Annotated in this window: 12 protein-coding genes and 1 pseudogene; 11 read left to right on the top strand and 2 right to left on the bottom strand. The window is 48.1% G+C overall.

What is annotated here, in order from left to right:
• A pseudogene (locus tag ABF86_RS01515) lies at positions 1-109 on the bottom strand (IS5/IS1182 family transposase); the annotation flags it as partial.
• 262 nt (positions 110-371) lie between these two features.
• On the opposite strand from ABF86_RS01515, the gene ABF86_RS01510 reads away from it, so the two are divergent.
• The 11 genes from ABF86_RS01510 (at position 372) to rffA (ending at position 8920) form a co-directional block, all read left to right on the top strand.
• Positions 372-1934: a hypothetical protein gene (locus tag ABF86_RS01510; RefSeq protein ID WP_160803435.1), complete on the top strand. Its 1563-nt coding sequence runs from the start codon at positions 372-374 to the stop codon at positions 1932-1934.
• Positions 1931-2623: a WbqC family protein gene (locus ABF86_RS01505; RefSeq protein WP_160803434.1), complete on the top strand. Its 693-nt coding sequence runs from the start codon at positions 1931-1933 to the stop codon at positions 2621-2623. The genes ABF86_RS01510 and ABF86_RS01505 overlap by 4 nt, the downstream gene beginning before the upstream one ends.
• Entirely contained in the window at positions 2620-3549 is a 930-nt protein-coding gene (locus ABF86_RS01500) for a glycosyltransferase family 2 protein (protein ID WP_160803433.1), read from the top strand. Before ABF86_RS01505 ends, ABF86_RS01500 begins: the two co-directional genes overlap by 4 nt.
• Positions 3530-4168, top strand: coding sequence for a class I SAM-dependent methyltransferase (locus tag ABF86_RS01495; protein ID WP_160803432.1), 639 nt, complete (start codon positions 3530-3532; stop codon positions 4166-4168). The genes ABF86_RS01500 and ABF86_RS01495 overlap by 20 nt, the downstream gene beginning before the upstream one ends.
• Positions 4165-4830 (top strand): acetyltransferase, encoded by a 666-nt coding sequence (locus ABF86_RS01490; RefSeq protein ID WP_160803431.1) that lies wholly within the window; start codon positions 4165-4167, stop codon positions 4828-4830. The genes ABF86_RS01495 and ABF86_RS01490 overlap by 4 nt, the downstream gene beginning before the upstream one ends.
• A complete protein-coding gene (locus ABF86_RS01485) occupies positions 4827-5753 on the top strand; it encodes a hypothetical protein (protein ID WP_160803430.1) in 927 nt (308 codons plus the stop codon). Before ABF86_RS01490 ends, ABF86_RS01485 begins: the two co-directional genes overlap by 4 nt.
• Entirely contained in the window at positions 5750-6124 is a 375-nt protein-coding gene (locus ABF86_RS01480; protein ID WP_160803429.1) for an EamA family transporter, read from the top strand. Before ABF86_RS01485 ends, ABF86_RS01480 begins: the two co-directional genes overlap by 4 nt.
• Positions 6117-6812, top strand: coding sequence for a hypothetical protein (locus tag ABF86_RS01475; RefSeq protein ID WP_160803428.1), 696 nt, complete (start codon positions 6117-6119; stop codon positions 6810-6812). Before ABF86_RS01480 ends, ABF86_RS01475 begins: the two co-directional genes overlap by 8 nt.
• Positions 6813-6913: 101 nt before the next feature.
• Positions 6914-7456, top strand: coding sequence for a hypothetical protein (locus tag ABF86_RS01470; protein ID WP_160803427.1), 543 nt, complete (start codon positions 6914-6916; stop codon positions 7454-7456).
• The gene (locus tag ABF86_RS01465) at positions 7453-7737 is read left to right on the top strand and encodes a hypothetical protein (protein ID WP_160803426.1); all 285 of its coding nucleotides are present in this window, start codon (positions 7453-7455) and stop codon (positions 7735-7737) included. Before ABF86_RS01470 ends, ABF86_RS01465 begins: the two co-directional genes overlap by 4 nt.
• A 37-nt stretch (positions 7738-7774) precedes the next feature.
• Entirely contained in the window at positions 7775-8920 is a 1146-nt protein-coding gene (gene rffA, locus ABF86_RS01460) for a dTDP-4-amino-4,6-dideoxygalactose transaminase (RefSeq protein WP_160803425.1), read from the top strand.
• 28 nt (positions 8921-8948) lie between these two features.
• Here rffA and ABF86_RS01455 read toward each other — a convergent pair whose 3' ends face one another.
• On the bottom strand, positions 8949-14144 hold the full coding sequence (locus ABF86_RS01455; RefSeq protein ID WP_160803424.1) for an Hpt domain-containing protein: 5196 nt from the start codon (positions 14142-14144) through the stop codon (positions 8949-8951).
• Positions 14145-14217 lie beyond the last annotated feature (73 nt).

Raw genomic sequence — 14217 nt, 5'->3', positions numbered from 1 at the left:
TCTTGCCTGCGTCATAGCCCTTCTGGCTCGCCGTGTCCGTGTTCTTAACGCTCTGCGCGTCCACGATCAAGAATGACGTGCAGGCGTTGCGCTCCCATTTCTCACGGGCCGTGCCAACCTGATTATCAAGGATAGCAGCAAGATCGCAAACAGATTCTAATAGTCCTCCCAGTTCTTTCATAGTGATCTCTCCGGAAAAGGATTTTAATGAAGAAGCCATTATCGCCATCAGATTCATGCAACCCTGGCGTCTACTATCTTCAATATATGAGAGTCTACCTGACAGGAGGCAACGCGCGACAATGCTGGGCAAAAAGATGACCACTTCCTTTCCTTAGATTACAATGGCATTTCGCTCGTAAACAGCCCACATGAACCAAGCCACACAAAAGATTAACTACATTGCTTTCAAAGCACTGGCAATTTCATGCTTGATCGTTTTTATTTTATTCCTTTGGCAAGGTAACAAGGGGTTTAATCTGTGGGACGAAGGGTTTCTTTGGTACGGCGTCCAGCGTGTTTTGTTGGGCGAAATTCCAATCCGTGATTTCATGGCATACGATCCGGGTCGGTATTATTGGTCAGCCGCACTGGTAAGTATTTTCGGTGATAACGGCATCATGAGTCTGCGAGTTGCTGTGGCTGCTTTTCAGGCTTTGGGATTGTTTGTTGGTTTATTTTTGGTGGCGCAATCACAACGAGTTAAAAACAGGACTGACATTGCTTTCCTATTTCTTTCAGTAACTATTCTTGCTGTATGGATGTTTCCCCGCCATAAGCTTTTCGATATTTCTATCTCCATATTTCTTATCGGGATTCTGACTTATCTTGTTTCAAACCCTATTCCCAAACGCTATCTTATTGCTGGTATCTGTGTTGGGCTGATTGCTGTTTTTGGTCGTAATCATGGCGTTTACGGAGCTGTAGGTAGCCTTGGCGTTATAGCCTGGTTCTCCATAAAAAATCATTCGCATCTTGGTTTTATTCGGGCTATTTTCCTTTGGGCTGCGGGGGTGGTGATTGGCTTTTTCCCCGTAATCTTGATGGTGATCCTGATTCCAGGATTTGGAGTCGCTTTCTGGGAAAGTATTCAATTTTTGTTCGAGGTTAAAGCAACCAATCTACCGCTACCCGTGCCTTGGCCCTGGACAGTAAACTTTGTAACAACCTCAGCTGATGATGCTGCGCGAGGTATATTAATAGGCCTGTTCTTTATTGGAACACTTGTCTTCGCAGGGCTATCGCTAGCTTGGGTTGTTTACCAAAAATTTAAAGATAAGCCTGTACCACCAGTATTGGTCGCGTCGGCATTTCTGGCTTTCCCCTATGCACACTATGCTTTCTCGCGCGCTGACGTTGGTCATCTCGCCCAGGGGGTTTTCCCGCTATTGGTGGGATGCTTGGTTTTGTTGGCTTCATCCCCAACCCGGTTCAAGTGGTCGCTCGCACTGGCCCTCAGCACAGCCAGTATCTGGGTAATGTATGTTTTTTACCCGGGTTGGCAATGTCTTACAAGTAAACAATGTGTCTCTGTCGAAATATCCGGTGAACAGCTTAAGGTTGATCCAGGTACTGCGAATGACATTGCTTTGCTTCACCAATTGAGTGATCAGTTCGCTCCGAATGAGCAGACATTTATCACAACGCCTTTCTGGCCAGGCGCCTATGCCTTACTGGGTCGAAAATCACCCATGTGGGAGATTTATGCATTATTTCCTCGTACAGAAGCATTTGAAAATAAAGAGATTGAACGAATCAAGGCTTCTAATCCTGCTTTTGTATTCGTTTTCGATCTACCACTTGATGGGCGTGATGAGCTGCGTTTTAAAAATACACATCCCTTAATTCATCAATACATTTTCAATAATTTTGATCCAGTATCCATCTCGCAAAATCCGGCGTATCAAATCTACAAAGCGCGAGGTGAGGAATGAAAAAAATAGCCATCCTTCAATCCAACTACATCCCATGGAAGGGTTATTTCGACATGATTGCCGCCGTGGATGAGTTCATCCTCTACGATGACATGCAGTACACCCGCCGCGACTGGCGCAACCGAAACCAGATAAAGACCCCAGAGGGTGTTCAGTGGCTCACGGTTTCTGTGCTGGTGAAGGGTAAATACCACCAAAAGATCAGAGAGACCGAAATTGACGGCACTGACTGGGCCGCTGCGCATTGGAAAGCATTGGTCCAGAACTATCGCCGCGCTCCACATTTCCCGGAAATAGCTTCTTGGTTGGAGCCGCTCTACCTTGAACAGACCTTCACTCATATTTCACAACTGAACCGTCATTTTATCGAAGCCATCTGCAATTACCTGGCAATAAAAACCGCTATTACAAGCTCATGGGACTACACGTTGCTTGATGGAAAGACGGAGCGACTCGCTGATCTGTGTGTGCAAGCTGGCGGTAACGAGTACATCTCAGGACCGGCAGCCAAGGACTACATTGATGAAAAGGTCTTTTCGGATTTTGGAATTAAGCTTACATGGTTCGACTATGCCGGATACTCCGCGTACCCGCAGCTTTGGGGCGAATTCATTCATGGCGTCACCATCCTTGATCTTTTGTTTAACTGTGGCAAAGACAGCCCTCAATACATGAGATATGTGGCATGAAGCTTTCAATAGTCGCAACCCTCTACCAGTCTGCTCCTTATATCAACGAATTTCACGAACGTGCAAGCGCCACTGCAAAGCAGCTGGTTGGAGACGATTATAAAATTGTGCTTGTGAATGATGGATCACCAGACAACAGCCTGGATCTGGCTATCAGACTCACCGAGCAGGATTCACACGTTGTTGTGGTTGATTTGTCGCGTAACTTTGGGCATCACAAGGCGATGATGACTGGCTTGGCGCGCGCTAAAGGAGAGCTGGTTTTTCTGATTGATAGCGACCTTGAAGAGGAACCAGAGTGGCTAGAGGCATTTGCGTGTCAGATGAAGCAGGATCGCTGTGATGTGGTTTACGGAGTCCAGGAGTGCAGAAAAGGAAGCTGGTTCGAGCGTTGGAGTGGTCAGTGGTTTTATCGCTGCTTCAATGCCCTGACTGGTCTTGTGCTGCCTGAAAATATCGTCACAGCTCGACTGATGACCCGTCGTTATGTTGATGCTTTACTTCGTCATCAAGAGCGCGAAGTTTTTATGGCGGGCTTATGGCACATCACCGGATTCGACCAGTCTCCGCAGGTTATCAAGAAGCACAATACGAGTGAGACCACATACACATTCCGCAGGAAGATGTCATTGCTGGTCAACTCGGTGACGTCATTCAGTAATGCGCCACTGGTCAGCATTTTTTACATTGGCATATCGATCTCATTGTTTGCTTTGGTTTATATCGCTTATCTGGTTACGTACTGGCTTTTTCTAGCAAAACCTTTAGCCGGATGGACATCCGTAATGGCTTCCATTTGGCTTCTTGGTGGGATGATCATCTCTTTTATTGGTGTAGTGGGTATCTACCTATCCAAGATATTCTCTGAAACCAAGCAGCGCCCCTATACCATCGTGAGGCAGATTTATGGAAAACAACAAGGCTAGTCTGCTCGACGAGGTTGCGACGTATTACGCTGAAAAACTTGCGGAACATGGTGATACGCCTCGCGGGGTCGACTGGAATGGTGAAGAAAGCCAGAAGATCAGGTTTGCGCAATTGTGCAAAATCATTGACCCGAAGACGCCTAACTTTTCCCTGAACGATCTGGGTTGCGGCTACGGCGCCTTGCTCGACTATCTGCGAGACAAGCACGCAAACTGCACATACCTTGGTGTAGATGTTTCCCACGAGATGATCAAGGCTGCAGAGCAACGGCACGCTACCGTCGATCAAGCTCATTTCATCACCTCGGCAGAGCCAGACGAAGTGGCTGACTACGGCGTTGCCAGCGGTATCTTTAATGTGCGCCTGGGGTGCTCGGATGTAGAATGGTTTGATTATCTGCAGGCCACATTGGACATTCTTGACCGCACCAGTAGGCTCGGAGTTTCTTTCAACTGCCTGACCTCATACTCAGACGAGGACAAAAAGCGCGACTATCTCTATTACGCAGACCCGTGTCGATTGTTTGATTTGTGCAAGCGCCGCTATTCCCGTCAGGTCGCATTGCTTCATGACTATGGGCTTTATGAGTTTACGATTCTGGTAAGGAAGATGCCATGAAAAAACCGCTTGTAATTTTTGGCTCTGGCGACATCGCTCAACTCGCACATTACTACTTCAGTACGGACTCCAATTACGAAGCCGTTGCCTTCACGGTAGATGCGAACTACATTAAGGAATCTGAGTTTTGCGGATTGCCAGTTGTCGCGTTTGAGGATGCCGCTAAAAATTATCCGCCCGATTCCTATGATTTTTTTGTTGCACTGAGTTACTCGAAACTGAATGCTCTCCGTAAAGAAAAGTTTCTTGCCGCAAAGGAGATAGGCTACAAACTGGTGAGCTTTATCAGCTCGCGTGCAACCGTGCTCAATGAAGGAAGAATCGGCGAAAACTGTTTCATTTTTGAAGACAACACCATTCAGCCGTTCGTCACGATAGGCAACAACGTGACTTTGTGGAGTGGTAACCACATCGGTCATCATTCAGTGATTCACGATCACACCTTCATTGCATCGCATGTGGTCGTCTCTGGTGGGGTAGAAATTGGCGAACAGTGTTTCGTCGGTGTGAACGCGACGTTACGTGATCACATCAAAATCGGGGATAGATGTGTTGTCGGCGCTGGAGCGCTACTACTCGCAGATGCGGCACCCGAAGGTGTCTATATTGGCACCGCTACCGAACGATCAAAGGTGCCCAGTACAAGGTTGAAAGGCATATGACTAAGTGTTGGAAAAAACTAGGTCAGCTTTATGTCCCTAAGGTAAGTGGTCAGCATCCAAAGCTGATCTCCCACGCCGCCAATCCATTGCCTGTCCATATGGCTGGAGATGTTTATCGCATCTTTTTTAGTGGTCGCGACGGTCAGAATCGGTCCTCTGTGGGGGCAGTAGATGTTGATATCGTTCAGCGCATAGTTATCACTGAACATCACTCTCCATTTTTCGAGCACGGGCCAGTTGGAAGCTTTTATTCAGATGGTGTAAGTATTGGCAATTGCTACAAGGCGAATGGCATTCGATATATGTTATTTATGGGCTGGCAGAATCCTCCTGGTGGGCATTGGAGAGGAGATATCGGCCGACTGATCGTGACCCCGGAACTCTCCCTTCAACTGGAAGACGAGGAGCCCTTTATGGGTATCGATTCAACCGACCCGATCAGCTTATCTTACCCTTGGGTGCAAGCAAGACTATCGGGTGGGTTCGATATGTGGTACGGATCAACACTCACATGGGATGCGGGAAATGGCGAGATGTTGCATGTAATTCAACATGCTTCGTCTGATGACGGTAGTAATTGGGGTCGAACGGGGCTAGCTGTGCCATACCAGCTTGGAATTGCTCAAGCTTTTTCAAGACCAACCATGGTTGTTAATGATGGTGGTGATTTTGAGATGTGGTTTTCTTATCGCAGCGGTGCTGGCGAGAAATACAGTATCGGTTACGCCAGGTCTGAGGATGGAACAAGTTGGAAGTTAGATCTGAACAGTGCTGGAATTGACGTCTCACCGAACGGGTGGGATTCTGAAATGATCGAATACCCTTTCATCTTCGATCACAATGGCACCCGCTACATGCTCTACAACGGCAATGGGTATGGTAAGACCGGATTTGGGCTAGCTGTATTTGAGAAGAATATATGAGTCGCTACTTAGATTATCTCTATATCCTTGCCACCATAGGTTTCACAGTTTATGGGCAGCTAATTCTAAAGTGGCGCATTGCGCAATTTGGTCCGCTACCCGTAGAGTCTGTAGAAAAGCTGAAATTTCTATTCGGACTTTTTTTCGACCCAGCAATATTTACAGGCTTCGCAGCCGGATTCCTTGCATCGCTTGCATGGATGGCAGCCATGACAAAGTTTGATCTTAGTCACGCATACCCCTTTATGAGTCTCAACTTTGTCGTAGTTTTGCTCCTGAGTGGTTGGTTATTAAGTGAGCCTTTGACTTTGCAGAAAGCAATTGGAGTGGGGTTGATCGTGCTTGGTACAGTGGTGGCTGCCCGTGGCTAATTCAACTTGCACAAACCTGATTAATAAAAATTCTCAGCTCGCCTGGGATATTCTTGCTTCTGCTGTATTTGTATTTGCCCTTTGCTTTTTCTTTGAGCCTCGTTGGGAGACTAATGATGACGTTGCGATGTCCATGGTTGCGCATGGCTACGGCATTGCAGCAGTCGGCATGCCGAATCTGATTTTTTCTAATGTTGTTTGGAGCTATTTGGTGCGAGCGATCCCGCAAATAGATGGTGTGTTGGGTTATTCCATAGCAACAATTGGCGCACTTGTTATTGTTGGGGCAGTAGTGCTCCACGCATTCCGAAAATTAGGTTTTGGTCGGCTGGTATCTCTATTCGTACTGATTTTTTTACTGGTGCGACCTGTTCTTTTTCCACAATTCACAATTAATGCCGGTTTGCTCACCGTTGGAGCCGTCTGTTGCTGGCATTTTTATAGGCGTTATGGAAACTGGCGAATACTGCTGACAGGATGTTTTCTTGCGTTTGGTGGTTATCTTGTGCGCAGCCATGAGTTTTTTCTTATCGTGCTAATAGCATTGCCCCTTCTGCCTTGGACGAAATTGGCTAGTGATCGCACTGCGCAAGCCTCTGCACTTGCCCTTTTGCTAGCAATTGGTATTACGCCTTTATCGATTACCAGGCTTGTCAGGGTGAAAATTGGAAAGCATTCAGTTCATTAAATCCTGCTCGTGCACCTATTACTGATTTCGGCGCAAGCACTCATCTGAAGAGCCATCCAGAAATCCTTGCTCGACATGGCTATACCGCAAATGATATCGATTTGATTCATTCCTGGTTCTTTGTTGATTCAAAAATTGCAAATCCGGTTGCTTTGAATGCAATGCTTACGGAACTTGGTCCACTACCCGCCCAAAGTAACGCACTGAACAATGGATGGATAGGGATAAAAACGTTCACTCACCCGGTTTTATTACCAGTTTTTTTCGCTGCGTTATTGTTATCGTTGCTATTCCCAAATCTAAAACTTATTATTACCTGGACTCTTTGTCTTGCAGTCATCTTTGCGCTGGGCGTATTGTGGCCGCCCTGGGATCTTGAGAGTCTATATTTCTATCATGTCTCTACTCTTAGTTGCCCCCCCTTTTGGCATACGGAACAGGGAACAGGGAGAGCTATACGCAAACGCTTCGCGCAAGGCGTGCTGGTGGTGGCTGCATTGTTCAACACTACGGCCGTTTTTTCTGAGTCAAGAGCTGCTCAAATGGTATCCGATCAGAAACGAATGAACTTGCAGGATTTCCCTGAAGAGATTGTTGTAGTTTGGGGGCCACATTTCCTGTCGAGGCTGCTTACCCAGTCTTGAAACAATCAGCTTCTGCTAAGGCCTACAAAATTTATGGCATGGGTGTTTTCACGCTCACTCTATTTTCTACCGCGTATGCTCAGGACATGTCGGGGAATGGAATGTTGAATCGGCTTACCTCTCAAAATGGAATACCGATTCTTGCCGAAAAACACCATTTTGCCTTCCTCGATGTCTATTGTAATGAACGTTTAAGCGGTGTTTTACACACGCTTGGCATCAAACAGTACGGTGCTCTCAATGTTCGCGTGATTCGATGTGAATCGGGGTTAGACCAATGACGAATACTCTCTTCTCAATGAGGCAGATTTGAAAATTATGAACAAGACAAATTGTCACATCCCATTCAACTGGCCTCACATGACAGGCAAGGAGTTGTATTACATCGCTGAAGCGCACTTCAACGGCAGTTTGGCAGGCGATGGGCCTTTCACCAAGCGCTGCCATGGCTGGTTGGAGGAGCGGACTGGATGCAATAAGGGCTTGCTTACCCACTCTTGCACGGCGGCACTCGAGATGGCTGCTTTATTGCTGGATATTCAGCCCGGCGATGAGATCATCATGCCGTCGTATACCTTTGTTTCGACCGCCAATGCCTTTGTACTTCGTGATGGTGTTCCCGTATTTGTCGATATCAGAGAAGACACGCTTAATTTGGACGAACGGCTGATTGAGTCTGCCATTACGCCGCGCACCCGCGCCATAGTTCCCGTGCATTACGCCGGAGTGGCGTGCGAGATGGATACGATCATGGCCATCGCTCGGCAGCATGGATTAAAAGTCATTGAGGATGCGGCGCAGGGGGTGATGTCGACCTATAAAGGACGGGCGCTGGGTAGTATTGGTGACCTGGGAGCTTACAGTTTCCATGAGACCAAGAATGTGATTTCTGGTGAAGGTGGTGCCTTGCTGGTTAATGATCCTGATCTGGTATTACGCGCTGAAATCATTCGGGAAAAAGGTACGGATCGCAGTCGGTTTTTCAGGGGTGAGGTGGATAAATATACCTGGCAAGAGGTGGGGTCGTCATTTCTTCCGGGTGAACTGATTGCTGCTTTTCTGTGGGCACAACTTGAAGAAGCAGATCGAATCACTGAAGAGAGGTTGGCAAGCTGGCAGCGATATCACAGTCTTCTCGAATCGCTTGAAGCTAAGGATTTCCTGCGGAGACCAATTATACCTGCAGGTTGTCAGCATAATGCGCATATGTACTACGTGTTACTGTCACCAAAAATTGACAGGCAGAAGGTGTTGGATAAGTTTAAGCGTAATAATATTGGATCGGTATTTCATTATGTGTCCTTGCATTCCTCGCCTGCTGGTACACGGTATGGACGTACACATGGTGACCTAGATGTTACTGTCCGACAATCTGAGCGATTGATCCGATTGCCATTGTGGGTTGGCTTATCTATGGAACAGCAGGATCGCGTTGTTAAGGTACTATATAATGCCGTTGCCTGATCTTGCCATTGCGCATGTCTAAAGTTATTTAATCACCATACTTCGAGCTAACTTGAAACCCGAGATATCCTTCTTTAATCAGGCGTTCAATATGCTGCAACAACTCATCTTCCTGGTAGGGTTTACCCATAAACTCATTTACGCCAAGTTCCTCTGCTACTTTCCGGTATTTCTCTGCTGTGCGGGAGGAGATGATGATGATCGGGATATTTTGCAACTCCGGGTTGTTACGGACAGCGCGGATCAGTTCAAAGCCGTCCATGTGCGGCATTTCGATATCAACCAGCATGATGGCTGGTATGGTTTCGCGCAGCAGCTGAAGTGCCCCCACGCCATCTTTGGCAATCAGGATTTCATAGCCCTGCCGTTCCAGTAGTCGGCTGGTGACTTTACGTACCATCAGCGAATCATCCACAATCATGACAACCGGTGCGGTGGCGGAAGGATGAATATCTGCAGCATCAACTGGCGTCATTGGTCCTGCAGATAGCAGCTCCCGTACCTGCTCACGCTGTAGCAACTTGATCGGATTAATGATCAATACGATGCTGCCATCTCCTGTGATCGTTGCCCCTTCAATGCCGGGTGCATTAGACAGTTGCGGGCCGATATTCTTGATGACCACTTCACATTGCCCGATCAGTGCATCGGCATGAATGGCCAGCTGCTCATGTTCCGTTTGCAATAACACAATACGGTTACTACGTCTGATTTCAGGAAAGGTATGCGACACCCCCAGCAGGTGCGGCAGATAGCCCAGTGGAAAGCGATTGCCGTTCCATATCAGGTGATGCTCCTGATAAGCCGTCCCGAGTGTTTCTGCATTCATTTCCAATACATGTGCCACAATCGCTATCGGGATGGCATAAGTGCTATCTCCTGCCTTGACCATTAACGCTTGTGTTAAGGCCAATGTCACTGGAAAACGCAGGGTGAATGTGGTTCCCCGGTTTTTCTCGGATGTGACTGCGATGTTCCCGCCCAGTTTGCCCAACTCGTTCCTGACAATATCCAGTCCTACCCCGCGCCCGGCGATATCCGTCACGCCATCCAATGTGGAAAAGCCATGCGTAAAAATCAGCGGATACCACTGCTCATCGTCCTGCTCATTTTCCGGGCTGCCCAACCCAAGCTGCCGCGCTTTTTCACGAATGCGTTCTGCATCCAACCCAATCCCGTCATCTTGCAGCACCATGACAATTTCGTTGCCATCCCGGTGCAGATCGAGTGTGATCTGGCCCGCTTCCGCCTTGCCGATGCTCAGACGTTCTTCCGGAGTTTCTATGCCATGTACCAGCGCATTGCGTAGCAGATGCTCCAGGGAAGAGCTGATTTTATCCAGCACACCCCGATCAAACTCAATGCTATCTCCCTGAATAATCAGGTTAGCCTGCTTGCCGGTATCTTTGGTCACCTGCCTGACGGCGCGATAAAGGCGCTCGGAATAATGGCTGAAAGGAATGGTACGAATACGCAGCAGATCCTGCTGTAACTGTCGATTCAGATGTGCCTGCTGATCCACCGTCATCGTGGCGGCACGTTGTATTTCACGCAAACTTTTATGAATGGTGACTACATCATCCATGCTTTCCGCCATCAGCCGGGTCAACTCCTGAAAGCGAGTAAAGCGATCCAGTTCCAACGGATCAAAATCTGTCTGACCAGTTATGGAAGGTAGCGAGCTGGCTGGCATTTGGGTTTCAGCCAGCAATTCAACTTCACGCAACTGGCCACGCATGCGATCAACACTTTCACCCAGATCCTGCAAATACTGTTCCAGATCATATAGCTGCGCCTCAACCCGGGAACGAATGATACTCGACTCGCCTGATTCATTAATCAGGCGATCTATCAATTCTGCATCGACACGCAGTGTAGTTTTGCGGAAAGGTTGATCAGTATCCGCTGTGGATATAGGAAGGGCAGAAACAGTTTCCACTGCGGGAGGAAGCAATTCCGGATGTGCCTCGGCTTCTTCAGTTACCGGGGCAGGCTGCGATTCAGGTTGTAAAGAGAATCGCAACTGCTCAACCTTATCCGAAATGGTATCGAACTGTGTTTCCAGCTGATCAAGCAATGCTGCGGAGGCCGTCTGATCATATAGAGATTCAATATCACTTTCCATCTGATGCGCCAGATCACTCACTTGCTGCGCATCAGCAATCCGGGCACTGCCCTTCAAGGTATGCAAGGCGCGCAATACTGCCTTGCGTGCATTCATCTGATTAGGTTGTTTACGCCATATCCGCAGATTTGTGCCAATCTCGGATTGCAGTTCTTGTGCTTCTTCAAGAAATACTTCCAGCAATTCCTGATCCAGGTCGGCAAACGCATCTTTCACCTGCTGAAGTGATGAAACCGGCAACGAAATCTCAGTCTCTGACATTGAAGCAGATGAATCTTCCTCCAGCACTTCGTCCACTGCCGATTCGAGTGGCGCCATCTCCTCCATTTCCACCATCTGCTCTGTTTCTGTTGCTTGTATAGCAGGAGCTTCTTCCAGAAGGCGCATCAATTCATGTGTGATTTCTGCGCTGGCCTGCACAGTTTCCGCCGAAGGAAATTGATGTTCCCGAATTGTGGCCAGCATATCATCCAGCAAGTTGACCGCAGTTGTCATGTACGATAATGCTTGCTGTCCGGGCATGTTTGAAGTCGTCAGCAGCCGGTTAAACCAGCGCTCCAGCGCTTGTCCGATCTGTGCGATGAAACCCAATTCCAGTGCACGTGATGTACTGGCAAGCGTATGAGCTGCCAGCATGGATTCATGTGTAACCGATAAAATGGCATCATCCCCGGGCAGATCAAATGCCTGTTTAAATGCCTGTTTGAGAGTAGCAACATGAGTACTGGCTTCATTGATGAAAATTCTGAAGAGATCTGCCGGCACCTCGCTATCGCCAATTCTTATTGCCGTTTCTGCTCCGGTTTTTATGTCAGATAGTGCATCGGTGATTGTTGGTAGTGGTTCAATCTCCGGAGCCTGCTCGAACACCTCGGGTGCAAGTGATGTAGTCGCAATATCCGGCTGCTCGTCCGTGCCATACATCAGCGCTCTGATCTGATCAAGCAGGTATTCAGCCTTGATCTCTACCGCGCCATCCTTTCTCAGGCTGGCGCACCAGTTGCTAAACTGCCTGTGACTTTCTGCCAGCAAATCCAGAAGTATGCTGGTTGCCGGTTTCTGCTCACTCAGCCAGCGGTTCATAAGCTGCTCAATACGCCATGCCACTTCACTCAGCGCTTCCAGCTTTACCATGCGACCACTACCTTTGAGCGTATGGAAATCGCGTCGGATAGTTGTCAGGGCGTCCTGATTCGCGTAATTGGCATAACACGACTCTAAATGATCAGCAATGCTTGCCAGTACATCACTGGATTCATCAAGAAAGACTGCCAATAACTCGGGATCAATCAGCTGCTCCGGATCACTTTCAAATAAACGATCAGCAGCCGCAGCGAAATCAATAGGGATTTCCCGAATATCTGTTGATAAACCTAGCCCGGCAGGCTTCTGGCCAAGCCGTTGCATTATCGTTGCAAGAATTTCCTCAGCATCCGACTGGGAATTCCTGAGTGCTTCAATGTAAAAACCAAGACTGCTCAGCGCATCGGCCAACAACATCTGCTCAGCTTGATCTATCAGGTGATCAGATGCTGTCAGTTTTTCCGTGAGAGCCCGACATGAATCCAGCACTGTACTGGCTTGATCAAGTTCAAGCACATTCAATACACCGCTGATTTGGTTGAACAATTCAGGCAAAAGCGGCAGATCGTTGCGTATTTCCGGTTCAAAAAAGAAACGATCCAGGATATCTTCAACTTGCGCCAGGTTGGCGAGCACTTCCTGCGCCACCTGTTTGAACAATTTTTTCTCCTGGGTGAGATGGCCTGCCTGATCCGGATTGGGCAAATCAGGTAAATCGATATCCTCTCCCTTGCCGGTCGTAACTGCACGTATACGGGTGGCAAGTGCATCGACCTGTGACGGAAATTCCGGCGACAAACGATGAAAATTATCGATGGCATTTTCTGTCAGTAGCAGGGATGAGGCAATATCCAGTGCAATTCCCTCATTCATGCTCTGTGGGCGGATTCGCAAATAGGACAAGACACCATGAATGACGCCTGCCAGTTTCTCCAGCGGAGGACAACTTACCCTGGAAATCAGGACTTTTAACTGTTCAGTTAACGCCAGCAAGGATGAAATATTTTCCTGATCTTCTGCATTGAACTTGCGCCACTGATCATTGATGTCTTCCAGCAGAACACGCATGCTCTGCAGATCCGAAGCAGTTGCCTCTTCATCCATGATGGATTCGTCAAGATGCTCCTGATTATCAATCGTGGACAAGGGAATCTGCCAGTCATAGACACGACTGATTTCCTGGAGGCGTTCACTCACTGGCTGGCTGCGTGCGATCCGGTAAAGCAACTCTCTTGTCAACCGGGCAGCGACAACGTGTGATTCCTTGTTCAGATGCCGGATTTCCTGCTCGATCTTCCCGCACAATCTGCGCACCGACTTGTCAACGACCTGCTCCTGATGAAGCAGGCTATCCAGGAATCCGGAAGAGATCCACCAAAATTTCCGCTGTTCAATAGCAGCCGGTAGTTTCTCGATTGATCGTACCGCTTCAATCATTTTCTGCAGACTCTGCTTGTCATCAGCATTTTTCAGCCAGCTTAGCAATCCCGACTGGAATTGCGCACGCGCCTGTTTGGCTGTCTCTTGCCGGGAAGTATCATCCAGATCCAGCTCTACAGGTTGTAGGGGTAACGATTCACGTATGTCCGGGAAAAACAAATCACTTTCAGAGATTTCTTCCAGCCCCTGCACTTGCATGATCTTGCGGTAGACCGGAAAAAGCTTGACCGGATTGTCCACCTCACCATCTATCAGCGCATCCAGGTAACGGTAAATGGAGCGGATAGCCTGCCGGACAACAACCAAAGTCTGCGCGTCCGGTTCAATCCTCCGTTCCTGTAAAGCTGCTAGCAGCTCTTCCACACTGATCCCGACAAACGCCACCCCACTCAGCTCCAGCATCTCAAGCATGCCATTCAGTTGATGCATGTAATACCGGCATTCTTCAATCTGCCTGGTGTCATCCGTATCCGTGGCATAAGAATCAAAGTGGCGGTGGATCAAGGTAAAAATCTGCTCAATGGCTTCTCTGATCCCCATAACAGATGAGATATTTATCCTAGTATCAGTATTCATGATGCGGCCCTATTAATCCCAAAATTGATAGTGGATGGCTTTGGTTTGCTGCAGATGGCAGCTTTGCACAGAG

This window comes from Nitrosomonas sp. GH22, from assembly GCF_009833115.1.
Classification (GTDB): domain Bacteria; phylum Pseudomonadota; class Gammaproteobacteria; order Burkholderiales; family Nitrosomonadaceae; genus Nitrosomonas; species Nitrosomonas eutropha.
Note: the sequence above shows the minus strand (reverse complement) of the source record. Positions and strands in the feature narration are given on the sequence as shown.

Coding starts and splice junctions, on each gene's coding strand:
- ABF86_RS01485 (WP_160803430.1), top strand. CDS start 4,827: ATGACTAAGTGTTGGAAAAAACTAGGTCAGCTTTATGTCCCTAAGGTA.
- ABF86_RS01500 (WP_160803433.1), top strand. CDS start 2,620: ATGAAGCTTTCAATAGTCGCAACCCTCTACCAGTCTGCTCCTTATATC.
- ABF86_RS01455 (WP_160803424.1), bottom strand. CDS start 14,144: ATGAATACTGATACTAGGATAAATATCTCATCTGTTATGGGGATCAGA.
- ABF86_RS01480 (WP_160803429.1), top strand. CDS start 5,750: ATGAGTCGCTACTTAGATTATCTCTATATCCTTGCCACCATAGGTTTC.
- ABF86_RS01495 (WP_160803432.1), top strand. CDS start 3,530: ATGGAAAACAACAAGGCTAGTCTGCTCGACGAGGTTGCGACGTATTAC.
- ABF86_RS01490 (WP_160803431.1), top strand. CDS start 4,165: ATGAAAAAACCGCTTGTAATTTTTGGCTCTGGCGACATCGCTCAACTC.
- ABF86_RS01510 (WP_160803435.1), top strand. CDS start 372: ATGAACCAAGCCACACAAAAGATTAACTACATTGCTTTCAAAGCACTG.
- rffA (WP_160803425.1), top strand. CDS start 7,775: ATGAACAAGACAAATTGTCACATCCCATTCAACTGGCCTCACATGACA.
- ABF86_RS01505 (WP_160803434.1), top strand. CDS start 1,931: ATGAAAAAAATAGCCATCCTTCAATCCAACTACATCCCATGGAAGGGT.